Annotated in this window: 24 protein-coding genes, 3 pseudogenes and 1 riboswitch; of the genes and pseudogenes, 12 read left to right on the plus strand and 15 right to left on the minus strand. The window is 70.7% G+C overall.

Annotated elements, in window-relative coordinates:
* Positions 1-140 precede the first annotated feature (140 nt).
* Positions 141-1,848 (plus strand): annotated as a pseudogene (nagE, locus tag ACOFKS_RS11025) (N-acetylglucosamine-specific PTS transporter subunit IIBC).
* A gap of 157 nt (positions 1,849-2,005) precedes the next feature.
* Here the strand turns inward: nagE and nudC are convergent.
* Genes nudC through ACOFKS_RS11040 form a run of 3 tightly spaced genes read right to left on the minus strand, consistent with a single transcriptional unit; the run spans position 2,006 to position 5,261 of the window.
* On the minus strand, positions 2,006-2,869 hold the full coding sequence (nudC, locus tag ACOFKS_RS11030; protein ID WP_419809300.1) for an NAD(+) diphosphatase: 864 nt from the start codon (positions 2,867-2,869) through the stop codon (positions 2,006-2,008).
* A gap of 8 nt (positions 2,870-2,877) precedes the next feature.
* Positions 2,878-4,263, minus strand: a complete 1,386-nt coding sequence (locus ACOFKS_RS11035; RefSeq protein ID WP_419809301.1) for a serine hydrolase domain-containing protein — start codon at positions 4,261-4,263, stop codon at positions 2,878-2,880.
* On the minus strand, positions 4,260-5,261 hold the full coding sequence (locus ACOFKS_RS11040) for an A/G-specific adenine glycosylase (protein WP_419809380.1): 1,002 nt from the start codon (positions 5,259-5,261) through the stop codon (positions 4,260-4,262). Before ACOFKS_RS11040 ends, ACOFKS_RS11035 begins: the two co-directional genes overlap by 4 nt.
* A 47-nt stretch (positions 5,262-5,308) precedes the next feature.
* Here ACOFKS_RS11040 and ACOFKS_RS11045 point away from each other — a divergent pair, with 47 nt between their 5' ends.
* From ACOFKS_RS11045 to ACOFKS_RS11060, 4 genes and pseudogenes are all read left to right on the plus strand, one after another.
* Positions 5,309-5,848: a DUF721 domain-containing protein gene (locus ACOFKS_RS11045; RefSeq protein WP_419809302.1), complete on the plus strand. Its 540-nt coding sequence runs from the start codon at positions 5,309-5,311 to the stop codon at positions 5,846-5,848.
* Positions 5,848-6,516: a thioredoxin domain-containing protein gene (locus ACOFKS_RS11050; RefSeq protein WP_419809303.1), complete on the plus strand. Its 669-nt coding sequence runs from the start codon at positions 5,848-5,850 to the stop codon at positions 6,514-6,516. The genes ACOFKS_RS11045 and ACOFKS_RS11050 overlap by 1 nt, the downstream gene beginning before the upstream one ends.
* Before the next feature lie 24 nt (positions 6,517-6,540).
* Positions 6,541-7,287 carry a DsbA family protein gene (locus ACOFKS_RS11055; protein WP_419809304.1) on the plus strand — a complete coding sequence of 249 codons (747 nt, stop codon included), beginning with the start codon at positions 6,541-6,543 and terminating at the stop codon, positions 7,285-7,287.
* Positions 7,288-7,567: 280 nt separating this feature from the next.
* Positions 7,568-8,276, plus strand: a pseudogene (locus ACOFKS_RS11060) (AAA family ATPase); the annotation flags it as partial.
* Here ACOFKS_RS11060 and ACOFKS_RS11065 read toward each other — a convergent pair.
* A complete protein-coding gene (locus ACOFKS_RS11065; RefSeq protein WP_419809385.1) occupies positions 8,198-8,800 on the minus strand; it encodes a hypothetical protein in 603 nt (200 codons plus the stop codon). The pseudogene ACOFKS_RS11060 and the gene ACOFKS_RS11065 sit on opposite strands and share 79 nt — an antisense overlap.
* On the opposite strand from ACOFKS_RS11065, the pseudogene ACOFKS_RS11070 reads away from it, so the two are divergent.
* The 6 genes and pseudogenes from ACOFKS_RS11070 to ACOFKS_RS11095 form a co-directional block, all read left to right on the plus strand.
* Positions 8,790-8,969, plus strand: a pseudogene (locus tag ACOFKS_RS11070) (hypothetical protein); the annotation flags it as partial. The gene ACOFKS_RS11065 and the pseudogene ACOFKS_RS11070 sit on opposite strands and share 11 nt — an antisense overlap.
* Positions 8,970-9,010: 41 nt before the next feature.
* Positions 9,011-9,553: a hypothetical protein gene (locus ACOFKS_RS11075; protein ID WP_419809305.1), complete on the plus strand. Its 543-nt coding sequence runs from the start codon at positions 9,011-9,013 to the stop codon at positions 9,551-9,553.
* Positions 9,554-9,657: 104 nt separating this feature from the next.
* Positions 9,658-10,902, plus strand: a complete 1,245-nt coding sequence (locus tag ACOFKS_RS11080; RefSeq protein WP_419809306.1) for a putative DNA modification/repair radical SAM protein — start codon at positions 9,658-9,660, stop codon at positions 10,900-10,902.
* Positions 10,903-10,918: 16 nt separating this feature from the next.
* A complete protein-coding gene (locus ACOFKS_RS11085) occupies positions 10,919-12,103 on the plus strand; it encodes a parallel beta-helix domain-containing protein (RefSeq protein WP_419809307.1) in 1,185 nt (394 codons plus the stop codon).
* The gene (locus ACOFKS_RS11090) at positions 12,100-13,173 is read left to right on the plus strand and encodes an SO2930 family diheme c-type cytochrome (protein ID WP_419809308.1); all 1,074 of its coding nucleotides are present in this window, start codon (positions 12,100-12,102) and stop codon (positions 13,171-13,173) included. The genes ACOFKS_RS11085 and ACOFKS_RS11090 overlap by 4 nt, the downstream gene beginning before the upstream one ends.
* A 15-nt stretch (positions 13,174-13,188) precedes the next feature.
* Positions 13,189-14,610, plus strand: coding sequence for a UdgX family uracil-DNA binding protein (locus tag ACOFKS_RS11095; RefSeq protein WP_419809309.1), 1,422 nt, complete (start codon positions 13,189-13,191; stop codon positions 14,608-14,610).
* 4 nt (positions 14,611-14,614) lie between these two features.
* Here ACOFKS_RS11095 and ACOFKS_RS11100 read toward each other — a convergent pair whose 3' ends face one another.
* Positions 14,615-15,226: a hypothetical protein gene (locus tag ACOFKS_RS11100; RefSeq protein WP_419809310.1), complete on the minus strand. Its 612-nt coding sequence runs from the start codon at positions 15,224-15,226 to the stop codon at positions 14,615-14,617.
* Between the two features lie 100 nt (positions 15,227-15,326).
* Entirely contained in the window at positions 15,327-16,130 is an 804-nt protein-coding gene (locus ACOFKS_RS11105; RefSeq protein ID WP_419809311.1) for an aldo/keto reductase, read from the minus strand.
* Positions 16,131-16,218: 88 nt separating this feature from the next.
* Here ACOFKS_RS11105 and ACOFKS_RS11110 point away from each other — a divergent pair, with 88 nt between their 5' ends.
* Positions 16,219-16,869: a DedA family protein gene (locus ACOFKS_RS11110; protein ID WP_419809312.1), complete on the plus strand. Its 651-nt coding sequence runs from the start codon at positions 16,219-16,221 to the stop codon at positions 16,867-16,869.
* Here ACOFKS_RS11110 and ACOFKS_RS11115 read toward each other — a convergent pair.
* The 9 genes from ACOFKS_RS11115 to rsfS form a co-directional block, all read right to left on the minus strand.
* Positions 16,835-17,518: a DJ-1/PfpI family protein gene (locus ACOFKS_RS11115; RefSeq protein WP_419809313.1), complete on the minus strand. Its 684-nt coding sequence runs from the start codon at positions 17,516-17,518 to the stop codon at positions 16,835-16,837. The two genes, ACOFKS_RS11110 and ACOFKS_RS11115, sit on opposite strands and share 35 nt — an antisense overlap.
* A 20-nt stretch (positions 17,519-17,538) precedes the next feature.
* Positions 17,539-17,615, minus strand: a riboswitch (ZMP/ZTP riboswitch).
* Entirely contained in the window at positions 17,602-18,999 is a 1,398-nt protein-coding gene (locus ACOFKS_RS11120; protein WP_419809314.1) for a hypothetical protein, read from the minus strand. (Overlaps the previous riboswitch by 14 nt.)
* Before the next feature lie 93 nt (positions 19,000-19,092).
* Entirely contained in the window at positions 19,093-19,536 is a 444-nt protein-coding gene (locus ACOFKS_RS11125; protein WP_419809315.1) for a hypothetical protein, read from the minus strand.
* A gap of 11 nt (positions 19,537-19,547) precedes the next feature.
* Positions 19,548-20,081 carry a demethoxyubiquinone hydroxylase family protein gene (locus tag ACOFKS_RS11130; protein WP_419809316.1) on the minus strand — a complete coding sequence of 178 codons (534 nt, stop codon included), beginning with the start codon at positions 20,079-20,081 and terminating at the stop codon, positions 19,548-19,550.
* A complete protein-coding gene (locus tag ACOFKS_RS11135) occupies positions 20,078-20,551 on the minus strand; it encodes a disulfide bond formation protein B (protein WP_419809381.1) in 474 nt (157 codons plus the stop codon). Before ACOFKS_RS11135 ends, ACOFKS_RS11130 begins: the two co-directional genes overlap by 4 nt.
* Before the next feature lie 128 nt (positions 20,552-20,679).
* Positions 20,680-22,047: a S41 family peptidase gene (locus tag ACOFKS_RS11140; protein WP_419809317.1), complete on the minus strand. Its 1,368-nt coding sequence runs from the start codon at positions 22,045-22,047 to the stop codon at positions 20,680-20,682.
* 72 nt (positions 22,048-22,119) lie between these two features.
* A complete protein-coding gene (locus tag ACOFKS_RS11145) occupies positions 22,120-23,256 on the minus strand; it encodes a murein hydrolase activator EnvC family protein (RefSeq protein WP_419809318.1) in 1,137 nt (378 codons plus the stop codon).
* A 1-nt stretch (position 23,257) separates the two neighbouring features.
* The gene (locus ACOFKS_RS11150; RefSeq protein WP_419809382.1) at positions 23,258-23,680 is read right to left on the minus strand and encodes a 23S rRNA (pseudouridine(1915)-N(3))-methyltransferase RlmH; all 423 of its coding nucleotides are present in this window, start codon (positions 23,678-23,680) and stop codon (positions 23,258-23,260) included.
* Positions 23,680-24,015, minus strand: a complete 336-nt coding sequence (gene rsfS, locus ACOFKS_RS11155; protein WP_419809383.1) for a ribosome silencing factor — start codon at positions 24,013-24,015, stop codon at positions 23,680-23,682. The genes ACOFKS_RS11150 and rsfS overlap by 1 nt, the downstream gene beginning before the upstream one ends.
* Between the last annotated feature and the right edge of the window lie 45 nt (positions 24,016-24,060).

Genomic DNA, 24,060 nt, shown 5'->3' on the forward strand with positions numbered 1-24,060 from the left:
CTCTCCGCCGTCCCCGCCGCGGTGCCGGCGGTCAAGGCGGCGGTGCGCGCGACGACGCTGGCGGGTGCGGCGACGCTGGCCGAGCGCGCGCTCGCGGTCGGCTCGGGTGCCGCGGTGCGCGCGCTGATCGAGGAAGTGGCATGAGGGGCGGGACGGTACTGGCACGGCTGCAGCCGCTCGGCCGCGCGCTGATGCTGCCGATCGCGGTGCTGCCGATCGCGGCGCTGTTGCTGCGGTTGGGGCAGCCGGACATGCTGAACGTCGCATTCGTGGCGGCGGCGGGCGAGGCGATCTTTTCCAACCTCGGCCTGTTGTTCGCCGCCGGCGTCGCGGTCGGGCTGGCGCGCGAGAACCATGGCGCCGCCGCGCTGGCGGGCATCGTCTGCTTTCTGGTCGCGACCGAGGGCGCCCAAGCCGCTGCTGGCGGTCCCGCCCGACGTGATGAAGGACATGACCGGCGACGCCGCGCGCGCGCTGGCCGACGCGGCGTACCGGGCGAAGGAGATCGGCAAGCTCGGCGTCCCCGCCGGCATCGCCTCCGGGCTGATCGCGGGCGCGCTCTACAACCGCTATGCGACGATCACCCTGCCCTCCTATCTGGGCTTCTTCGGCGGACGGCGGTTCGTGCCGATCGCGGCGGGGATCGCCGGCATCGGGCTGGCGCTGGCGTTCGGCGGCGGCTTTCCGCTGTTCGAGGGCGGCATCGACGGGTTGAGCCGATCGGTGGTGGCGGCGGGGCCGTTCGGGCTGTTCCTCTATGGGTTGCTCAACCGGCTGTTGCTGGTGACCGGGCTGCATCACATTCTCAACAACCTCGCCTGGTTCGTGCTCGGCGATTACCACGGCGCGTCGGGTGACCTGAAGCGGTTCTTCGCGGGCGATCCGAGCGCGGGGGCGTTCATGTCGGGGTTCTTCCCGGTGATGATGTTCGGCCTGCCCGCCGCCTGCCTGGCGATGTACCGCGCCGCGCCGCCGGAGCGGCGCGCCGGCGTCGCGGGCTTGTTCCTCAGCCTCGGGCTGACCTCGTTCCTGACCGGCATCACCGAACCGATCGAGTTCACCTTCCTGTTCCTGGCCCCTGCGCTGTTCGCGATCCACGCGGTACTTACCGGGGTGGCGATGGTGGTGATGGACCTGATCGGCGCGAAGCTGGGGTTCGGGTTCTCGGCGGGGCTGCTCGATTATGTCCTCAACTTCGGTCTCGCGACCCGGCCGCTGCTGCTGATCCCGGTCGGGCTGGCCTATGCCGGCATCTATTACCTGACGTTCAGCTGGACGATCCGCCGCTTCGACCTGAAGACGCCCGGCCGCGACGTGGCTGCCGCGGTCGAAGCGGTGCCGGCCGACGAGCGCGCCAACGCCTTCGTGGCGGCGCTCGGCGGGGCGGGGAATCTGCTCGCCATCGATGCCTGCACGACCAGACTGCGCCTCCACCTTGCGGATCCCGCCCGATCCGATCCGCAGCGGCTTGCGGCCTTGGGCGCGCGAGGCACGCTCGACCTGGGCGGCGGCCGTGTCCAGGTCGTGGTCGGGCCGGAAGCCGACACGATCGCGAGCAGGATGCGCGCGATCGCCAAGCCGTCCGGCGGATCGCCGGCGCGATCGGACCGTCCGGACGCGCCAGCCCTGTCGCCGGACGACCGGGCCATGCGCCTGATCGAGCTGATCGGGCCGGAGTCCGGTCAGGCGACCGCGCGCGGCCGCCGTCTCATCGTCTCATCGGCGCCGCAGGCAGTGGATAACGCGTCCGGCGTTCGCACGGTCGTGAGAAACGCCCGAACGGTTCACATCCTGCTCGACTTCCCCGCCGATGCAGTGGCGCGCAGCCTCAACGGGGTGCGAAGCTGATCGCATCGGGATGTGACGACACCCGCGCCGGCTTGATGCGGCCGCCGCCTCCCGCTTGCAGCGCTCACACCGGCCTGGGGCAATGCGGCGCCGATATGAATTGCCCCCGTGCCTTGCCCTGACGCCCAGCGACGATCGCGACTACCAACCGCTGTAGCTACCCCGCCCACCGCGTCAGCAGCGTATGCGCGATCGCATGCGGCGGCGGCGCGATGAACGATCCCTCACCCCCCGCCAGCACCGCGCGCACCTCGTCGCGCGACACCCAGATCGCGTCCTCCAGCTCGTGCGTATCAAGCGTCAGCGCATCGTCCTCGGCCTGTGCGACGCAGGCGATCATCAGCTGCGAGGGGAACGGCCAGGGCTGACTGGCGACATAGCGCACGTCATGCACGCGCACGCCCGCCTCCTCGTGCAGTTCACGCGCGACCGCTTCCTCGATCGCCTCGCCCGGCTCGAGGAACCCGGCCAGCGCCGAATAGCGCCCCGCCGGCCACGCCGCCTGCCGCCCCAGCAGCGCGCGGCCGTCATGCTCCGCGATCATGATGACGACGGGATCGGTGCGTGGGAAATGCTCGGTGGCGCACGCCTCGCATTTGCGACCCCAGCCGGCACGGAACACCGTCGTCGGCGTCCCGCAATTGGCGCAGAACCGATGCCGCGCGTGCCAGTCGAGTACCGACCGCGCCGCCGCCCAGGTCGCCGCCTCTCCCGGCGCCAGCTCCGCCAGCGCCATCAACAGGCGCGGCGAGCGGAACGCGGCACCGCCCGGCTGATAGGTGATCGCCGCGACATGCGCGCGTCCGTCCGCCAGCCCGAGCAGCACCAGCTCGGCATCCTCCGGCGCCTGCGCCAGCGAGGTCCAGCCCAGCCGTCCGCCCTCGTCGACCTCCGGCTCATATCCCGGCCCCAGCACCAGCAGCCGCGTCCGCCAGTCGAGCGCCGCCGCCAGCACATCCGGGTCGTGCCGCAGCCGATCGGCGCGATCCAGCGCCCCGCCGGTAAAGCCCGGCGGACTCATCGCCGCGCTCACCGCCGGAACCGCGCCGCGTCCTTCGCCAGCGCCGCGACCAGCTCCTGACGCACCGGCCAGCGATCGGCGGGGAAGTAATTGACCATCACCGTGCCGCGGAACCGCGTCTTGGGATCGACGAACGCGATCGTCCCCGCCGCCCCGCCCCAGCCATAGGTGCCCTTGCCCGGAAAGCCGCCCGGCCCGTCCGCCAGATAGACCGAGCCGCCCGCGCCGAATCCCATCGGCGTCGCGGCCTGCGTCCCGCCGGTGGTGCCGCCGATCCCGCCGAAGGTGACGCCCGCCGGCAACAGGTTCGACATCATCGTCGCCACCGTCGCCGCCTGTGCGACGCGCACCCCGTCGACCGTGCCGCCGTCCTGCAGCATGCGGAGGAAGGTGTCGTAGTCGCGCGCCGACATCACCAGCCCGGCCCCGCCATAGGGAAAGCTGGGCGGCTGCAGCCACACCGACGTCGCCGCCGGATCGAGCGGCACCCGCGTATCGCCCGCGAAGGCATAGTTGGTCGCGAACCGCCCGACCTCGCTCTGCGGCACCGTCCAGAAGCTCGATCGCATCCGCATCGGGTCGAATACGCGGGTCTGGACGAAGCGGTCGAACGGCATCCCCGACGCGCGCTCGATCACCGCGCCCATCACGTCGAGGCCGATCGAATAGCTCCATTTCGTCCCCGGCTGTGCGATCAGCGGCAGCGTCGACACCCGCGTCGCGAACTCGCCCAGCGTGCGCGGCCGGGCGCGGCGCGCCTGCCCCTCCGTCGCCGCGCTCACCGCGCCGGGCAGGATGCCGAGCCGCTCGTACTCCTTGAGCAGCGGCCCCTTGGCGATGATGTTGTAGCTCAGCCCGGCGGTATGGGTCAGCAGGTTGCGGATCGTGATCTGCCGCGTCGCGGGCACGCTGGCGAGGCTGGTGTCGGGGCTGGTCAGCACCCGCATGGTCTTGAAACCGGGGAAGAAATCGCTGAGCGGCTGGTCGAGCCGCAGCCTGCCGTCCTGAATCAGCAGCATCGCGGCAAAGGCGGTGACCGGCTTGGTCATCGAATAGACCCGCCACAGCGAGTCCGGTCCCGCCGACGCCGCCGTCGCGCCGTCGGCGACCCGGCCGGCGCTGACGAACAGCGTCGGTCCGTTGCCGAGCCCGAACGCACCGACGATGCCCGGCATCTTGCCGGCGCGGACATAGCCGTCGAACAGCGCCTGCGTGTCGGGCAGCAGCGCGTTGGCCGGGACCGGCATCCGCGGCGGCGGCATCGTCTGCGCGGGCTGCGTTTGCAAAGGCTGCGTTTGAAGAGGCTGGGGCTGCTGCCCCGCAAAGGATGCCGCGGTCAGGCCGAGCGCGGCGGCACCGAGGACGATGGGGGTCACGAGCAGGCGCAGGGTCATCGATCACTCTCCAACAGCCGCGCGGCCTTGGCGAACACCGTCGGCAACCCCGCGCTCGCGAGGTCCGCCACCGGCCACCATTCACCGCCTTCGGCCGCGACATGCCCCTCGACCCGCGCCACCGCAAGCGCGAGTTCGAGATCGAAATGCGTGAAGCCATGCGCCACGGTGGCCGGCAGCATGTGCCAGTCCGCCACAATCGGGGCGGCTTCGATGCCCGGCATCGCGTCGGTCCACGGCCCCGTCGGCAACGCCCGCATCCCGCCGAGCAGGCCACGGTCCGGCCGCCGCACCAACAGCACCTCGCCGCCACGTTCCAGCCAGAACACCGTCCCGAACCGCTGCGGCTTCGCCCGCTTCGCCTTCTTCGCCGGAAACGCCTCGGGCGTCCCGCTCGCGAACCCGGCACAGGCCGCGCGCAACGGACACAACAGACAGCGTGGGTTGCGCGGCGTGCAGATCGTCGCGCCCAGGTCCATCATTGCCTGCGCGAAGTCCCCTGCCCGCGCCGCCGGCGTGATCGCGTCCGTCGCCGCGCGGATCGCGGCCGGGGTCGCGACCGGCATCGCGCGCAGCCGCGCCACGACGCGCGAGACGTTGGCGTCGACCACCACCGCGCGCCGCCCGAACGCGATCGCCGCCACCGCCGCGGCCGTATAGTCACCGAATCCTGGCAGCGCCCTGAGCGCCGCCTCCTCACCCGGCAGCACACCGCCATGCTCGTCGGCGATCGCCCGCGCCGCCCGCACCAGATTGCGCGCCCGCGCATAATAGCCCAGCCCCGCCCAGGCGGCCATCACCGCCGCCTCGTCCGCCGCCGCCAGGCTCGCCAGGTCCGGCCACCGCGCCACCCAAGCGGTAAAGCGCGGCCGCACCGTCGCCACCGTGGTCTGCTGAAGCATCACCTCCGACAGCCACACGCGATACGGGTCCGCCACCTCACCCGGCCGCGCCCGCCACGGCAGGTCGCGGCGATGCCGGTCGTACCAACCCAGCAACGTGTCGGCGACGGTCAGGGGCTTTGCGGGCACGGGCGCGCTATGGCATGGAGCCGGCAGTGAGCAAGCGTCCGCCCAAAAATCCCGTCCGGCCACCCCAGCCCGAGCCGCAGCGCGCGAATCGCTCCCGCGCCGTCGCCGAGCTGCTGCCCGCGATCGGCGGCGCGGCGTTCCGGCGCTTCGGCTTCGTCCAGTCGGCGATCGTCAGCCGCTGGCCCGACATCGTCGGCGAGCGCTGGGCCAATGTCTCCCGGCCCGAGTCGCTCCGCTTCCCGATCGGCGAAAAGCGCGACGGGACGCTGTCGCTGATCGTGAAGGGCGCGCACGCGCCGATGATGCAGCATATCGTGCCCGAGATCGCGGAACGGGTGAACCGCTTCTTCGGCTACACCGCCGTCGCCCGCGTCCAGATCCGCCAGGGCGAGGTGAGCGCCCGCGAACCCCGTCGTGCGCCGCCATCGCTGAAACCCGCGCCCGCCGAGATGAGCGGTGGCCTGCGTACCATCGCCGACCCGGAGCTGCGCGCCGTGCTCGAATCGCTCGCCGCCGGCGTCGCCGCGTCGGCCGGCGTGCCGAGGATCGGCTGATGCGTTTCCTGCTCGCCCTGTCCGCGCTGCTCCTGCTCGCCGCCGCCGCCCCGCGTCAGGGGCTGGACTGGACGACGCAGGCACAGCCGACCGCGACCGGCTATCTGATCGGCAACCCCAACGCGCGCGTGAAGCTGGTCGAATATGGCAGCTACACCTGCTCCCACTGCGCCGCGTTCGCCAATGAATCGGAAGCCGAGCTGAAGGGCCGGATGATCCGCACCGGGTCGATCAGCCTCGAATACCGGCATTTCTTCTTCAACGCGCTTGACCTGGGCGTCGCGGTGCTCGCGCGCTGCACCGGACCGCGCCGCTTCGCCGCCACCACCGCCTTCATCTATCGCACCCAGGACGACTGGCTCGCGCGCGGTCAGCAGTTTCAGGAGACGAACGGCGCCCGCCTCAACATGTATCTCCCGATTGCCCGGCTGCGCGCGCTGGTCGACGGCAGCGGGCTGACCGCGGCGGTCGTCGCGCGCGGGCTGACGCCGGCGGCGGTCGATGCCTGCTTTGCCGATCAGGCGGCGATCGACCGGCTGACCGCCGGCATGAACGCCCTCCCGGCGGGCGTGACCGGCACGCCCACCTTCTTCCTCAACGGCCGCCTGATCGCGCACGTCACCTGGGCCGACCTCGCGCCGCAGCTGCGCGCGGCGCTGGCGCGCTGATTCCTTGCAATGGAGCGTAACCCCATGAAGTTCGTCGCCGCGATCACCCTCGCTCTCGCCGTCGCCGCCTGTGGGGGGGGATCGAGCGGCGGCAACACCGTCGCCGCGACGCCGGTCGCGGGCGCCACCCCGCCCGCCGGACAGGACTGGACGCAGACGGTCAGCAAGACCGCCGAAGGCTATGTGATGGGCAATCCCAACGCCCCGATCAAGCTCGTCGAATACGGCTCGCGCCTGTGCCCGACCTGCGGTGCGCTGGCGAACGAAGGGTTTCCGACGCTGACCGGCACCTTCGTCAAGTCGGGCAAGGTCTCGTTCGAGTTCCGCGAGTTTCTGGTCCACGGGCCGATGGATATGCCGCCCGCGCTGATCGGCACCTGCGTCGGCACCGAGCCGTTCTTCCCGCTGCTCGAACAGATGTTCCAGAACCAGCAGCAGTTCGTGAATGGGCTCCAGGCCGCGCCCGCCGCCGTACAGCAACAGATCCAGGCGCAGATGCAGAGCAAGCCGATCGAGGCGTTCCGGTCGATGGCGACCGCGATGGGGCTGATTGAGTTCGTCAAGGCGCGCGGCATTCCGGAGGCGAAGGCGCAGGCGTGCCTGGGCAATCAGGCGGAGATCGACCGGCTGACCAAGCAGACCAGCGACAACGGCCCCGGCGGCACCGGCATCGTCACCGGCACCCCGACGCTGCTCATCAACGGCCGCGCGGCCGAGGGCGTCATCACCTGGCCGGCGTTGCAGACGGCATTGAAGAACGCGGGCGCCTAGCTTTCCTCCCCCGCTGTGCGAGGGAGGGGGACCGCTCGGCAGAGTCGAGCGGTGGAGAGGGTGACCACGTCACAGCCATCGCTCCCTCCGTCACGCACTATGCGCGCGCCACCTCCCCCGCTCAGCGAGGGAGGATAGTAGCCCTGTCCGAAACGCGCGCCGCATGGCATGATCCCGCCATGGCGCCCCTCCCGGCCAGTTCTCGCCCACCTCGTCCTGCCCTCGCACGAACCCGCTTTCGCGACGGACGTGGTGTGAAGATCGTGAAGTTCCGCGCGCGATGAGGATCAAGCGCCCCCGGATCGCCGGCTTCAAGAGCTTCGTCGACCTTGTCGACCTGCCGATCGCAAGCGGACTGACCGGGGTCGTCGGACCCAACGGCTGCGGCAAGTCGAACCTGCTCGAAGCGCTGCGCTGGACGATGGGCGAGAACTCCGCGCGGTCGATGCGCGGCACAGGGAGAGACGACGTCATCTTCGCGAGCGCCGCCATCCGGCCGCCGCGCGACTTCGCCGAGGTGTCGCTGCTGGTCGAGGTGCCAACCGACGAGAGCCCCGACGAGCGATAGGTCGTTCGCCGGATCGAGCGCGACGTGGGCTTCGCTTAACGCCTCGACGGTCGCGACGTCCGCGCCCGCGACGTCCAACTGCTCTTCGCCGACGCCGACCGGCGCGCACTCGCCGGCGACGGTCAGCCAGGGGCGAAACGGCGCGATGATCGCGGCCAAGCCCACCGAGCACCGCCAGATGCTGGAGGACGCCGACGGCAGCTACGCGGCAGGTGCGACGGCGGACCGCTATCGCACGCTGTCCGAGCGCATCCGCGTCGCGGATGCGCGGCTGATATACTCCCGTTGGCGCGATGCGGCGGACGTGGACGCGGCGAAGACGGACGCCGCCACGACCGACAGTCAGGTCGCCACCGCGACGACCGCCGAAACCGCGGCGGCACACGCGCAGGCGATGGCCGCCGGCCGGACGATCGACGCGGACCGCGGCGCACCGCCCGCCGTGCGCTCGCCGACGCCGATGATGCGGATCGCGCCGGATCGGCGGGACGCGACGATGCCGCGATGCGGCAGGCGGCGGTGCGCGCGGAACTCGCCGCGCACGACGATGGCGCGAACGGGAGGTGATCGTCTGCTCGACCATCTCCGCTCCCAACCGGGATGGGAGCGCGCGCTCGCGGCGGCGTTGAACGACGATCTCGACAGGCGCGATGGCCACACCCGCCGACCCCGCCCCACCGTCCGGCATCGCCCGGCACCGCCCTCGCCGCGACGCTCGCGACGGCGGAACAGGTCCACGCCGCCGCCGACGCCGCCGTACAGCGCGCCCGCACCGCCGCCGACGAGGCCCGCCGGTCTCTCGCCCGCGTCGACGCCGCGGTCCGTGACGCGGCGCAGGCCGAGGACCGCGAGACCGCCGCGCTGGAAGGCCTCACGACGCAAGCCGCCGACCTCGACGCGCGTGACGCCGGGATCGCAGTGGAGGCGGACGAGGCTCGACCGCATGGCCGGGGAGACCGACACGCGCTACCTGATCGTCACGCACAACGCGGTGACGATGAGCCGGATGCACCGGCTGTTCGGCGTAACGATGATCGAACTCGGGGGCAGCCGGCTGGTATCGGTCGACCTGCAGGACGCGAAGCGGCTGTTGGCGGCCGAATTGCGCTCGTGATATGGCAAGTCGCCGTGGGGACGGCTTGGGGGAGAACGACGATGCGTGCCTTTGCGATACTGCCGCTGCTGCTGGCGCTTACCGCCTGCTGGGGCAGCAAGGACGCCTTCTACACCCCCGATCCGCGCGCACCGGCGCCGATCCAGCCCGGCCGCTACACCGATCCCGCCGCCCCGGCGCAGGTGGTGCGCTTCACCCGCCGCGCCGACGGGCGCTACATCGTCGCGGAGGTTGGCAAGGAGGATAAGGCGGTGCCGGTCGTCTTCGCGCCGCTGGCGATGCCGGGTCGCAAGCTGTTCGTCACCCAGGCGTTCTTCGACCTGCCGCAATGGCATTCGACGCTGTACGAGCTGGTCGAGCAGAAGCCGGACGGCACGCTGCTGCTGGCGGTGCTGAAATGCGAAGGCAGCGAGCGGCTGGCGCGTCAGGCGGGCGCAACCGTAACCAGCGATCCGCAGTTCAACGGCGGCAAGCCCAGCTGCCTCTTCCCGACCCGCGCCGCGCTCGAAACGGCGGTGCGCGCCTATGCCCGTGCCCACGATCCGTTGCCGGCCGAGGGGACGCTGCGCCGGATCGGCGCATGACGCAGGTTACCGGCGACGCACTAAGTTGCCGGTTTACAAGCCGAAACCGTTCGTGATCCTCCGGCCGCCTTGTTGATGCGACCTGGAACGGATATGGAACGACGATGGCGCAGCTGGACACGCGGGAGAAGCTGGCGATCCTTGCCGACGCCGCGAAGTACGATGCTTCCTGTGCGTCATCGGGCACCGCCAAGCGCAACAGTCGAGACGGCAAGGGGCTCGGGTCGACGGAGGGCATGGGTATCTGCCACGCCTATGCGCCCGACGGCCGCTGCATTTCGCTGCTCAAGATCCTGCTGACCAACAGCTGCATCTTCGATTGCCATTATTGCATCAATCGCAAGAGCTCGAACGTGCGGCGCGCGCGCTTCACGATCGATGAGGTGGTGCAGCTCACCCTCGCCTTCTACCGGCGCAATTATATCGAGGGGCTGTTCCTCTCGTCCGGCATCATCGCCTCGTCCAACTACACGATGGAACAGCTGGTCGAGGTCGCGCGATCGTTGCGCGAGGACCATCATTTCCGCGGCTATATTCATCTCAAGACGATTCCCGACGCCGACCCCGAACTGGTCAATCAGGCGGGGCTGTATGCCGATCGGGTGTCGATCAACGTCGAGCTGCCGACCGTCGCCGGCCTGAAGCGGCTCGCGCCGGAAAAGGACGGTGGCCGCATCGAGGGCGCGATGGGCGCGGTGAAGGCGGCGATCCTCGACGCGAAGGACGCGACGAAGCGCTACAGGTCCGCCCCGAAGTTCGCCGCCGGTCAGTCGACGCAAATGATCGTCGGTGCCGATGCCGCGACCGACGGCGACATCATCGGCCGCGCGTCCGGCCTGTACGACCGCTTCGGTCTGCGGCGGGTCTATTATTCCGCGTTCAGCCCGATTCCCGACGCCAGCGCGGTGTTGCCGCTCAGCCGGCCGCCGCTGATGCGCGAGCACCGGCTGTATCAGTCCGACTGGCTGATGCGCTTTTACGACTATCGCCCCGACGAGGTGGTCGCCGCCGCCGACGACGCGACGGGAATGTTGCCGCTGGACATCGATCCGAAGCTCGCCTGGGCGCTGAAACACCGCGCGCGCTTTCCCGTCGACGTCAACCGCGCCCCACGCGAGGAGTTGCTGCGCGTGCCGGGGCTTGGCGTGAAGGCGGTCAACGCGATCCTGACCAGCCGACGCTGGCGACGGCTACGGCTCGATGACGTCGCGCGGCTGACGGTGTCGGTGGCGAAGATCCGGCCCTTCGTCGTTGCGGAGGACTGGCGTCCCGTGGCATTGGCGGACCGCGCGGAGCTGAAGCCGCTGATCGCGCCGAAGAAACAGCAGCTTGAACTGTTCGCGGCATAGGAACGGGAGACGGTCGATGAAGACGGCGTTTGCACTGTTGGCATTGACCCTGGCCGTGCCCGCGGGCGCGCGGACGATCACCGTTGCGACCGGCGCGGACGCGCAGGAGAAGCTCCAGGAGGCGCTGCTCGACGCCAAGCCCGGCGACACGGTCCAGATCGCCGCCGGCCGCTTCGAGCTGACCGACGGCCTGTCGCTCGACGTCGACCACGTTACGGTGCGCGGGGCCGGTCAGGGCCGCACGGTCCTGTCGTTCCGCAACCAGCAGGGTGCCGGCGAAGGGTTGCTCGTCACCAGCGACGACGTGGTGCTGCGCGACTTCGCGGTAGAAGACGCCAAGGGCGACGGCATCAAGTCCAAGGCCGCGAACCGCATCGTCTATCGGGCGCTGACCGTGCGCTGGACCGGCGGGCCGAAGGCGACCAACGGCGCCTACGGCATCTATCCGGTCGAGAGCCGCGACGTGCTGATCGACGGCGTCACCGTCGAGGGTGCGTCGGACGCGGGCATCTATGTCGGGCAGTGCGAGAACATCGTCGTGCGCGACTCGACCGCGCGCATGAACGTCGCCGGGATCGAGATCGAGAACTCGCGCCACGCCGACGTGCACGGCAACCTCGCGACGCACAACACCGGCGGCATCCTGATCTTCGACCTGCCCAACCTGCCGCGTGGCAACGGCGGCGACGTGCGGGTCTTCGCCAACCGCGTGATCGACAACGACACGCCCAATTTCGCGCCGCCCGGCAACATCGTCGCCAGCGTCCGGCGCGGCACCGGCGTGCTGGTGATGGCGAACGACACCGTCTGGGTGCGCGGCAACACGCTGAGCGGCAACGCCACCGCCAACGTGATGATCGTCAGCTATCGCAACAGCTTCACCGACACCAAATACAACCCCTTCCCCCGCCACGTGCAGGTCAGCGGCAACACGCATGGGCGCAGCGGCTTCGAGCCGCAGCTGCCCGGCGGGCCACAGTTGCTCGCTGCGTTCGGCGGGACGTTGCCGGCGGTGCTGTGGGATGGCGCGGGCGCCGACCTGGGGCTCCGCGTCGCGGACGCGAAGGTGCTGAGCCTCGGCATGGCGCAGGGTGCGGCGGAGAGCACCGCCAGGCCCGTGCCCGCCACGCTCGACGCGCCGGCGATGCCCGAGCGCGCGGCGGTGGTGCTGCCGCCGGCGATGGAGCTGGCCGCGAAGTGAGCCGCCGCGCCCGCCGGCCTGCGTCATCGCACCTGCACCTCGGCCTCCGCCGGGGTGGGCTGGTCGCGTTCGCCGTCGCCGCGCTGGCGTTTCTGACCGCCGCGCTCGACCGCCCCGCCGGCGTCAACGACGCCGCGATCGCCGCCGAAGCCTATCCCGCCACGCTCGGCGAGTACGGCTTCTTCGCGGACCTGCGCGCGCGCACGCCGGCCGCGCGCGTCACCTCGTACAAGCTCAACACGCCGCTGTTCTCCGACTATGCGGAAAAGCAGCGCTACCTGTACCTGCCGACCGGCGCGCGGGCGGGGTATCAGCCGGAGACGGTGCTGGATCTCCCGGTCGGCGCGGCGCTCATCAAGACGTTCGGCTACACGATCGACGGCAGCTTCAGGGCGCTGGAAACCCGCGTGCTGCTCCACCGCGCCGGCGGCTGGGTGGCGCTGCCTTACGTCTGGAACGCCGATGGCTCCGACGCCGTGCTGAAACGGGCTGGCGCGCGCATCCCGATCACCTTCACCGATCCTTCCGGCACCGCGCAATCGATCAACTATCAGGTGCCCAACCAGAACCAGTGCAAGGATTGCCACGCGCTGTCGGGCCAGATCACGCCGATCGGTCCCAAGGCGCGCAACCTCAACGACGGGCATCAACTCCAGGCGCTGCTTGCGGCGGGGCTGCTCGATCGGCTCCCCGCGGATGCGCCGCGGCTGGCGCGCTGGGACGATCAGTCCGCCCCGCTCGCCGCGCGCGCGACCGCCTATCTCGAAACCAACTGCGCGCACTGCCACAACCCACGCGGCGCGGCGTCGAACTCCGGGCTGTTCCTCGACTGGCAACAGGCGGACGCGACCGCGCGCGGGATCGGCAAGCATCCGGTCGCCGCGGGGCGCGGCTCGGGCGGGCGACTGCTCGACATCGCGCCGGGTCATCCCGACGATTCGATCCTCGCCTATCGCATGGCCTCGACCGAGCCGGGGATCGCAATGCCCGAACTCGGCCGCAACCTGCCGCATACGGAGGGCGTGGCGCTGGTCCGGCAATGGATCGCGGCAGGCGCACCTCAGCACTGAGTGTCGGCGACTGACATGAGGGTCGTCACCCTCCCCGCCCCGGACGATTTCGACGCCTGGCGCGACGCCGCCCGTCCGCTCGCGGCGGCGGACGTGCCACCGGAGGATGTCGTCTGGCAGGTCGGCGACACGCCCACCGACCTGTTCGCGGGGCAAGCGGTCGCGCACGAGAGCGCGCCGTCGCCCGGCTTTACCGTGCCCCGCCCGTTCATCGATCTCGCCCGCAACGCGCTGCTCGCGACCGATCCCGAGCGGTTCGCGCTGCTCTATATGCTGCTCGCCCGCCTGCGCCGCGAGCCGAAACTGGTCGAGGATCACGCCGACCCGCTCGTCCGCCGCCTCGAAACACTGGCCAAGAACGTCCGCCGCGACATCCACAAGATGCGCGCCTTCCTGCGTTTCCGTGAGGTGACCGACGATGCCGGCGTCAGATACGTCGCGTGGTTCGAACCCGAACACCACATCGTCCGCGCGAACGCCGCCTTTTTCGTCAACCGCTTCGCGTCGATGCGCTGGTCGATCCTGACGCCCGACGTCTCGCTTCACTGGGACGGCAAGGCGCTCAGCGAAGGCCCGGGCGCAACCAAGGCCGACTCGCCGGAAGGCGACCCGATCGAGGCGGTGTGGAAGACCTATTACGCCTCCATCTTCAACCCCGCGCGCGTCAAGATCGGCGCGATGCTGAAGGAGATGCCGCGCAAATATTGGAAGAACATGCCCGAGACTGCATTGGTCCCGCAGTTGATCGCCGGGGCGCAAGCAAGGGAGGCGAGCATGATCGCGACGGCACAGACCAACCAGCGCGGCGACGTCGGCGGCAACAGCCAACTCGCCTGGGAGGCATTACGCGACGAGGCCGCATCCTGCACCCGCTGCCCGCTCTACAAGCCCGCGACGCAGACGGTGTTCGGCGAAGGCCCGGTCTCGGCGCGGCTGATGTTCGTCGGCGAGCAGCCCGGCGATCAGGAGGACCTCGCCGGCAAGCCCTTCGTCGGCCCCGCCGGTCAGGTCTTCAACCGCGCGCTCGCCACCGCCGGGATCGAGCGCGACACCGTCTACGTCACCAATGCGGTCAAGCACTTCAAGTTCGAGCAGCGCGGCAAGCGTCGTATCCATGCCAAGCCCGGCGCGGGCGAGATCGACGCCTGCCGGTGGTGGATCGAACAGGAACAGATGCTGATCCGTCCCGCCGTCAGCGTCGCGCTCGGCGCCACCGCCGCGCGCTCGCTGTTCGGCCGCGTCGTCACCATCGGCAAGGAGCGCGGGCGCGCGCAGCAGCTGCCCGGCGGCGGCGAGGCGTGGATCACCGTCCACCCCTCCTACCTCCTCCGCATCGACGACAAGGCGCGCGCCGAGGACGAGTTCGCGCAGTTCGTCGAGGATTTGAAGAAGGTCCGCGCCGCCGTCGCGGCACAGGATACGGTTCTCGCCGAATAAGCGGCTAGAACGTGCCGCCGGCCCGCAACATGATGCTCAGCCCCTTCGGGTCCGTCCCCGGATTGTCCTTGTTGCGATAGTCGAACGTCAGGCCCATGCCGAACGCCGCCTTGCCCGGCTCCGCGCCCGCGATCTTTCCCACCGCGCTCGCCGCCTCGCCGATCGCCTTGGCATCGTTCTTGTGGAGGCGCAGGAACTGCATCGGGTTGCTGGGCGCCGACGCGATGTCGGGCCAGGTCCGCCCGGCCGCCGCCCACGCGCTGTTGAACACCGGCTCGAACATCGCCGGCGCGGGCAGCGGGGCGGCACCATAGCTCAGCGACAGGCCGAACGAGGTCTGCGTCGCCTTCGCCGTCGCATTGAAATCGAAGCCCTTGTAGGTCAGCTGCCCCGACATCGCCGGGTCAAGCGTCAGCGTCAGGCTCTGTCGCGGCCCCGCCATCGACGCCTCCAGCGCGCCGCCGTAATTGTACTTGAGCTGCGTGACGAGGATGCCCGGCTGATACGCGATCGACACCGCGTCGGTGTCGGCATCCAGCCCCAACGCCCATAGCTTTAGCTGCAGGTGCGGCGGCAACAGCGCCAGGTCGAACACCTTGCCGGTCGGATCTGTCATGGCGAGCGCCCCCCTCAGCGCGAGGTGCACGGCTTGATCTCGCCCGATCGCATCGTCCAGCGCTCGCCGACCAAGAGTCGGCAAAGCCTCGACGAAACCGCTACATCGACAGCGGGTCCGGCCCGATCCGCCCGTCAGGCTCGTCGAGCGCATCGATCGCCGCCATGTCGTCCGCGTCGAGCGCCAACGTGCCGGCCGCCAGGTTCTCGCGCAGATGCGCCGGGTCGCCCGCCTTGGGGATCACCGACAGGCCGTGCGCCAGATGCCAGGCGATCACCGCCTGCGCCGGCGAGCAACCATGCTTGGTAGCCACGGCGACGATCGCCGGCTCCGCCAACAACGCGCCGCCCTGGCCGAGCGGGCTCCAGCTCTGCGTCACGATGCCGTGCTGCCGGTGATAGTCGCGTAACGCACGCTGCTGGAACCGCGGGTGTAGCTCGATCTGGTTGACCGCCGGCGCGACTCCTGTTTCGGTGGCGATCGCGTCGAGATGCTCGGGATTGAAATTCGATACCCCGATCGACCGCGCCAGCCCTGCCTCGCGCAGCCCGATCATCGCCCGCCAAGCGTCCACGATCCGGTCGTCGGCCGGGCACGGCCAGTGGATCAGGTACAGGTCGACCGCCTCCAGCCCGAGCAGCGCCAGGCTTTCGTTCAGCGCCGCCTCGGCATCGCCCTGACGGTCGTTCCACAGCTTGGTGGTGACGAACGCATCCGCGTCGCGCAGCCCGTCGCCGACACCGCGCTCGTTGCCATAGATCGCGGCGGTGTCGATCAGGCGATAGCCGACGTCCAGCGCATCGCGCACCACCGCCGCCGCCTGACCGTCGGGCAGCCGCCAGGTGCCAAGCCCCAGCTGCGGCATGATACGGTCGTCGTTGAGCGTCAGGGTGAGGTCGGGCATCGCGTTTCAACCGGCGTCGAACGGCCCCGGTTCCATGCGACCGCCGGCAGAGCTTTGCCCCCGCGCCGCCGCCCGTTAGGACGCCTGCATGATCGAACACATCCTGTCCGTCCTCGCCTCCTTCGTCATCGCGGTAATCTCGGCCGGCGGCTATCTCGGCATTACCTTGCTGATGGCGATCGAGAGCGCGTGCGTGCCGTTGCCGTCGGAACTCATCATGCCGTTCGCGGGCTACCTCGTCTCGACCGGGCGGTTCGACATCTGGCTGGCCGCGACGGCGGGGGCGCTGGGGTGCAATCTGGGATCGGTCGTCGCCTATGAGGCAGGCAAGCGCGGCGGGCGGCCGTTCGTCGAGCGTTGGGGCAAGTATCTGCTGATCGGCACCGACGAGCTGGACGCCGCCGATCGCTTCTTCGCGCGCTGGGGCAGCTGGGCGGTGCTGATCGGGCGGCTGATTCCGGTCATCCGCACCTTCATCGCCTTTCCCGCGGGCGTCGCAAGAATGCGGCTGCTGCCCTTTCACCTCTACACGTTCGTCGGCTCCTGGCCGTTCTGTTTCGCACTGGCGCTGGTCGGGCGCGAGCTCGGCGAGCGGTGGAACAGCGATCCGCGGGTCAAGGCGCTGTTCCACCGTGCCGATCTGGTAATCGGGATCGTGCTGGTACTGCTGATCGGGCTCTACGTCTGGCACCGCGTCAACGGCATCAGGAAAAGCCGCGTCGCGCCGCCGCGACCCTGAGTTCCGCCGCGCGATCGGGCGCCAGCTTGTCGGCGCGTCGCCGATACGCCTCGATCAGCACCTCGCCCGCGGAGTCGGGAGACCCGGCGTCGAACGGCGGTTGCGGGTCGTATTCGAACCCGAGCTGAAGCAGCCGCGCATGGTCCTCGCCCCGCAGCAGCGCGGTCAGCGTCAGCGCGAAGTCGATCCCGGCCGTCACGCCGCCGCCCGTGACCCGGTTGCGGTCCACGACCGTGCGCGCCCGCACCGGCTCGGCCCCGAACAGCGCGAGGTGCTCATGCCAGGCCCAGTGCGTCGTCGCCCGATAGCCGCGCAACAGCCCGGCCGCGCCGAGGATCAGCGAGCCGGTGCAGACGCTGGTGACCCAGGCCGCGCCCCCGCCGACGCGCTCGACCCACGCCATCGCCGCCTCGTCCTCGATGACGCGCGTCACCCCCATGCCGCCCGGCACGCAGAGGATGTCGGCGGCGGGCACGTCCGCAAACGTCGCGGTCGGCACGATCGAGAAGCCGGCGTCGGTCGGCACCGGGACCAGGCTTTTCCATACCAAGTCGAGCCGCGCGTCGCCTCCGAGGCGCGACAGCACCTGCGCCGGCCCGGTCAGGTCCAGCTGAGTGACGTTCGGAAACAGAAGAAAGGCGATCCGCATCGGGCATGCTCCGGCTGGTCAGAGGATGCCCAGGCGCGCGGCGTTCCCGTCCGCGCTCCCCTGTGGTTACCCACTGGCGCCAGTCACGCGGACGTGATCAGGCTAACCCGTGGCCCCGCCGGGTGCAACCGCGCCGCGCGCCCGAGCCAGGCCAGCATCGGCAGCGCCACCGCCGCCCACACGAGCAGCCCGGTCCACTCCGGCCAGCGCCACCAGTCGCCGGCGACCGACGTGATGTCGCCCGGCCGGAAATGCTGCGTCCACACCCAGTGCAGCGCCCACGGGTCGGTCGGCGGCGCGAACACGTCGCACGCCGCGATCAGCAGGTTGATGCCGACCGACAGCACCAGCAGCGCCAGCACCGCCGCCCGCCCGGCCGCGCTCGTCAGCCTCGCCCAGAACGGCGCCAGTCCGAGCGCCAGCAGCCCGATCGCGGGCACCGCATGGCGCGGCCCGGTCGAGTTGCCGCCGTCCCAATAGACATAGCCTGCGTTGACCAGCAGCACGACCAGCGCCGCCGCCGCGACCGTCCAGGCCAGCCGCTGCTGCCGCGCCCCGAGATCGCGCAATCCCAGCGGCGCGAGCAGCAGCACCGGTGCCACCCACAACAACCCGCGCCTGGTGCCGACGATCACCTCCAGCAACACGCGCGGGTCCGGCCAGCTCAGCCCGAACAGCCCCCGGTTCATCCCCTCGAACCCGACCACACCCTGATAGCCGAGCTTGAACGGCGTCCCATAGGCGATGAGATTGTAGGCAAGGAGCGGCAGCAGCGCGGCGACGCCGCCCGCCACCGCCGCGCAGATCAGCCGCCAGCGCGCGGTGCCGGGCCAGGCGCGGATCGCCCCGAACAGCGCCAGCACCGTGCCCGCCAGCACCGCCTGATATTCGACCACCACGGCCCAGCCGAGCGCCGCCCCCGCCAGCGCCATCAGCCACGGCCGCGCCAGCCCGCCGGTCGCCCGCCAGATTCCCCACAACGCGACGACATACAGCGCCGCGACCACGGCATGGCCGAAGATCGTCGTCGACCACCCCCATATCGGCGACCCCAGCGCAAAGCCGAGCGCCGCGACCAGCGCGCCGTTGGCACTACCCGTCAGCCCCAGCGCCAGATCGAACAGCAGCGCCGCCGCGATCGCGGTCAGCAGCGCCGGCCCGGTCGCCACCGCCAGCCGCAGCCGGGTGCGGAGGAAATGCTCCATGTCGGGCGCGCCGGGCAGCTTGGAGATTGTAGCCGAGCGCCGGCCGCTCCACCAGTCGCCGAACGCTACCGCTGGCAACGCCATCAGCGTCATGCCCGGCGCCTTGTCGAGATAGTAGTGCTCACCGAACTGCGCCTTGTCGATCGTCAGCGGGGCGAACTCGTCGATCGTCGCGTCGCCGTCCTCGACCAGGCTGATCGCCGCGAACAGCCGCGTCGCGTTGTTGGGATTACCCTCCCACGACCCGAACCAAGCGCACGAAAACCAGACCAGCATCGCCAGCACGAGGGCGATCGGGCGATGGGAAGCACGGGACGGCACGCGGCCTGTTAGGGGTGCCAACGGGACGGACGCAAGCGTTCGGTCGAATCAGGGAACCGCCCGCTCCTGCGCCGCCCGCGCCTGATTGGTCGCGCGGTTGTTGCGCGACTGCTGGATGAAGCAACCGGTCTGACCACCGGGGCCCACCGCCGAACAGCTGCCGATGCTGTTGACGCCTTCGCCTGCCGCCAGCGTTCCCTGCGCCTGGCGGGCCCAGCTCTGGTTCTCCGGCGTGACGACGAACTCGCGCAGCTCCTTCGGGACGCGGAACTGCTCGCTGGCGGAGCGATACTCGCAGACGATGACCTCGTTGCCCTCGCGGTCGGTCGGGCAGCGCTCGTTGCCGTAGAGAACGAGCACGCCGCCGATCGGCGCGCGCTGCGGGACGGTGCCCTGCGCCTGTCCGGCCGGCGGCCGCGTCACGCTGGGGCCGGCGACCTGTGCCGCCGCCGGGCTCGCCACGATCAAGGCCGCGATCACCAGCCCGCGCATGTCCATCTCCCTCAAATCCGTTTCGACGTCGCGATGGCCACCTTGCACCCAAGGCGGATGAACGCGGACAGAACGGGGTAGCCGAGCACGCTCTCGGCCCCCGCCGACAGCGCGTGCTCCTTATGCTCAAGCTCTTCCGCCTGAAAGTCCGCGATGGCGGCGGACAGCGTCGGATCGGAGTCGCCGAGCTGTTCCAGCTGCTCCTGATAATGGAGGTCGATCTCGGTCTCGACCGCCGCGGTACACGCCATCGCCGCCTCTGGCGAAATCGCGGCGGTAACGGCGCCGAGCGCGAAGCCGGCGATGTTCCAGAACGGCTGGAGCAGCGTCGGGCGGACGCCGCGTTCCGCGATCAGGCCATCGAAAAAGGCGCGGTGCCGCTCCTCCTGATGCGCCATGTGGCTGATCGCGCGCGACGCCGGATGGCGGTCGCCGAGCACCGCCAGTTGGCCGGCATAGATGCGCGTCGCGCCATATTCGCCGGCCTGATCGACGCGGATCATCGCGTCGGTGCTCTCGCGCCGGTCGCCGGGTCTCGGGGTCATCGCGTCCTCCTCGTCAGCAACGCCGCGATCACCGCCGCGCCGCCGAGCGACACCAGCGCGTTCAGCCCGGCGAGCGACACGCCGGCGATGCTCCACTGCGGCGCGTCACAGCGCACGATCGGCTGGTTCATCAGGTTGGCCAGCCGCTCCGCCGCCGTCCGCCCCGTCAACGCGACCGGCGAGGTGCAGGCGGTGAAGCCCTGCCACCAGTGATATTCGACCCCGGCATGCGCCACCCCGACCGCGCCGGACGCCGCGATCAGCAGCGCCGCGAGCGCCACCAGCACGACGCGCGTCCGGCCCTCCGCCCAGAAGGCGAGCGCCGCGACGGGCAGCGCCGCATAATGCGGCCACCGCTGCCAGTGGCACATCTCGCACGGATACAGCCCGCCGATCAGCTGGAACCCCCACGCACCCGCCAGCAGCGCGGCGGGGACGAGCAGCGCGATCAGATTGGCTTGTCGCAACATGCGCGCTTTACGCTCCAATTGATAAGCCGCGATCACCGCGAGCGTGTACTGTCCCTCTTCCGTTTCGGGATCGTTAGACCACAGCTGGCTCGCCACAACGTCGTTCCTTGACAGGCCACGTTTGGTCGTCAAGGTCGTGCCGGAGCTGGGGCCGGCGGCGCGGTGCCGATTGGCGGCCGGGTCGCCGCCGCGACCTGCGCCGCGCCGCCCAGCCGGGCGACGGTCTTCAGCGCGTACCAGAGCTGAAAATCGTTGATCCCGCGCGCCTTGAGGCTATCGGGCGTCGCGGCGAAGCGTGGATCGGGCGTGGTATCCTCCTCCAGCGCTCGATTGTCGGCCTTCAGCTCGTTGACCAGATGCCGCGCCAGATCCGCCTCGCGGAAGGTCCGCCTGCTCTTAAAGTCGGGGTCCGACAGCTGCGGCACCGCGATGTCCGGCTCGATCCCGCCCTCCTGCACGCTACGCCCAGACGGCGTGAAGTAGCGCGCGGTGGTCAGGCGCAGCTGCGTCTGCGGCCCGAGCGGGATCAGCGTCTGCACCGACCCCTTGCCGAACGAGCGCGTGCCCATGATGAGTCCGCGATGATGATCCTGCAGCGCGCCGGCGACGATCTCGCTCGCCGACGCGGTGCCGGCGTTGGTCAGCACCACCACCGGCAGGCCGCGCGCGTCGTCACCGGGCCGCGCGAAATAGCGCTCGATGTCGGTCCGCTCGCGCCCGCGCTGCGACACGATCTCGCCCGACGCGAGGAACGCGTCCGACACCTCGATCGCCTGGCTCAACAGCCCGCCGCCATTGTCGCGCAAGTCGACGACGTAGCCGAGCGGCTTGTGCCCCAGCGACTTGTCGATCGCCATGATCGCGGCGCGCGTGTCGGCGCCGGTCTGTTCGGAAAAGGTGTTGATGTTGATATAGCCGACCTGGCCGTGGACCTCCCACTTCACCGGCTTTTGCACGATCACCTCGCGCGTCAGCGACACGTCGAGCGGCTGGTCGCGGCCGGCGCGGACCAGCGTCAGCGCGATGCGGGTGCCGGGCCGCCCGCGCATCTGCGTGATCGCCTCGTCCAGCGACTGGCCGAAGATCAGCTTGCCGTCGATGTGCGTGATATAGTCGCCGGCCTTGATCCCGGCGCGGAACGCGGGCGTGTCCTCCTGCGGGGCGATCACCTTGACGGCGCCGTCCTCCATCGAAACGGTCAGCCCGAGGCCGCCATAAGTGCCTTCCGTCATGATCCGCATATTGTCGAAATCGACCGCGTCGACATAGGAGGAGTGCGGGTCGAGGCTGGCGAGCATGCCGTCGATCGCGCCCTTGATGAGCTTCTGGTCGTCGACCTTGTCGACGTAATCGGCCTTGATGCGGTTGAAGACCTCCAGAAAGCGGTCGAACTCGCGATAGTTGCCGGTGTCGGCGGCGGCCATCGCCCCGGTCGCGAGCGGGACGAGGCACAGCGCGCCGACCAGCGCGACGGGGGCAAGCAGGGAACGACGCATACGAGAGTCCTGGATCGGGGCTTGTTGGCGTTCTAGCGGGTTATGGACGGCGGGCAAAGCTCGGCCTCGGGCTCAGCCGACCAGCGCCGCGAGGTCGGCGGGGCGGCCCCGGCGGCGCAGTTCGACGGTGACCCGCGGCTCGTCGCCAGCGGCGGCGCGGCCCACCGGTGTCCCCGACCGGACCGACTGGCCGGTGTGGACCCCGGTGGCGGCGAGGCCGGTGAGCAGGGTGCTCCAGCCGTCGCCATGATCGATCACGACGATGATGCCATAGCCGCGAAACGCGCGGGCGTAGCGCACCGTGCCACCGGCCGGCGCGACGACCGGCGCACCGGGCGCGACCGCGAAGGTCAGCCCGCGCGCGCGCACCCCGGCGGGAGAGACCTCGCCGAACCCGGTCAACAGCCGTCCCGCGACCGGCAGCCGATAGGCGCCCTGCGCGCGCAGCGGCACGATACCGGGTGCCAGCGGGCGCGGCAGCGGGCCGGCAAGCGGTGCCAGCTCGGCGACGGTCGCGCTCGCCTGGCCCTGTTCGGTCATGCGGTCGACCAGGTCGCGCGCCTGCTCGCCGAGCGCCAACGCCCGGTCCGCCTCTCCGATCGCGCGTTCGCCATAGGACTGCGCCTGGGCGCGATGCCGCGCCTCCAGTTGCGCCAGGGCGACGCGGTCGTTCTCCAGCCGCGCCCTGCCGTCGCGCAACGCCTGCGCGGCGAGCGCCGCATCCGCCTGCAACCGCCGGACCTCCGCCAACTCCGCGCGGACGCCGGCCGCGCGGGCGCGGACAACGGGCAACTGCGCGCCGAGCAGCGCGCGAACGTGGACCATGTCGTCGACCGAACCGGGTTGCGCGATCGCGGCAACGGTGGGGCGACGCGCCATCGCGGTCAGCGCCGCCAGCAGGTGGGCGGTCGGTGCCTGCGCCGCCGCCAGCCGGGCCTGCGCCTGCGCCTGCGCCGCCGCGACCAGGGCGACGCGCGCCTCCGCCGCCTGCACGCCCGCCTGCGCGGCGGTGACGCGCATCGTCAGCGCCCGCTCCTGTGTCCGGGCACGCAGGGCCGCGTCGGTCTCGCGCGAGGCGGCGGCGGTCAGGCCGTCGGCGCGGACGCTCGCCGCGCCCGCCTCGCGCTTGGCGTCGGCGAGGCGCTGGCGCTCGTCGGGCGGTGCGGCACCGAGCAGCAGCACGGTCGCGACGAGAAGCAGCCGCCGCACCTCAGCCCTCGCGATGATAGGGATGGTTGGCGAGGATGCTGGTGGCGCGGAACAGCTGTTCGGCGAGCATCGCGCGGGCGAGCAGATGCGGCCAGGTCGCGCGGCCGAACGAGAGCAACAGGTCGGCCTCGCCCCGCGCCGCGTCGTCGAAGCCGTCCGCCGCGCCCAGCTCGAACCGCGCCTCGCGCACCCCGTCGTCGCGCCAGCGGCCGAGCCGCTCGGCGAACGCGAGCGACGGCAGCGCCTCGCCCTTCTCGTCGAGCAGCACCCGCCTGGTCTGTCCCTCGATCGGCGGCACCCGCCCGCCGCGATCGGGCAGCTCGGTCACGCGGGTCGGCCAGGCGATGCGACCGAGGTAACGATCGACCAGATCGGCCTCCGGTCCGCGCCCGATCCGGCCGCGCGCGACGATGTGGAGCAGGATCAGGCCTGCTCCGGCGCCGCGCCTGCGACCGGCGCGGGCGCGTCGCCGAACGCCCACATCCGCTCCAGATTATAGAAAGAGCGGACCTCCGGGCGGAACAGGTGGACGATCACGTCGCCCGCGTCGATCAGCACCCAGTCGGCGGCGGGCAGCCCCTCGATGCGCGGACTGCGCCCGCACTCCGCCTTGATCTTCTCGGCCAGCTTGACCGCCATCGACGCGACCTGCCGCGTCGAGCGACCCGACGCGATCACCATGTGATCGGCGATCGAGGTTTTGCCGGCGAGCGGGATCGAGACGGTCTCCACCGCCTGATCGTCGTCGAGGCTCTGCATCACGAGGCGATGCAGCGCCTCGACTTCGGCGGGATCGGTGGGACG

Source organism: Sphingomonas sp., assembly GCF_965200135.1.
Taxonomy (GTDB): Bacteria; Pseudomonadota; Alphaproteobacteria; order Sphingomonadales; family Sphingomonadaceae; genus Sphingomonas.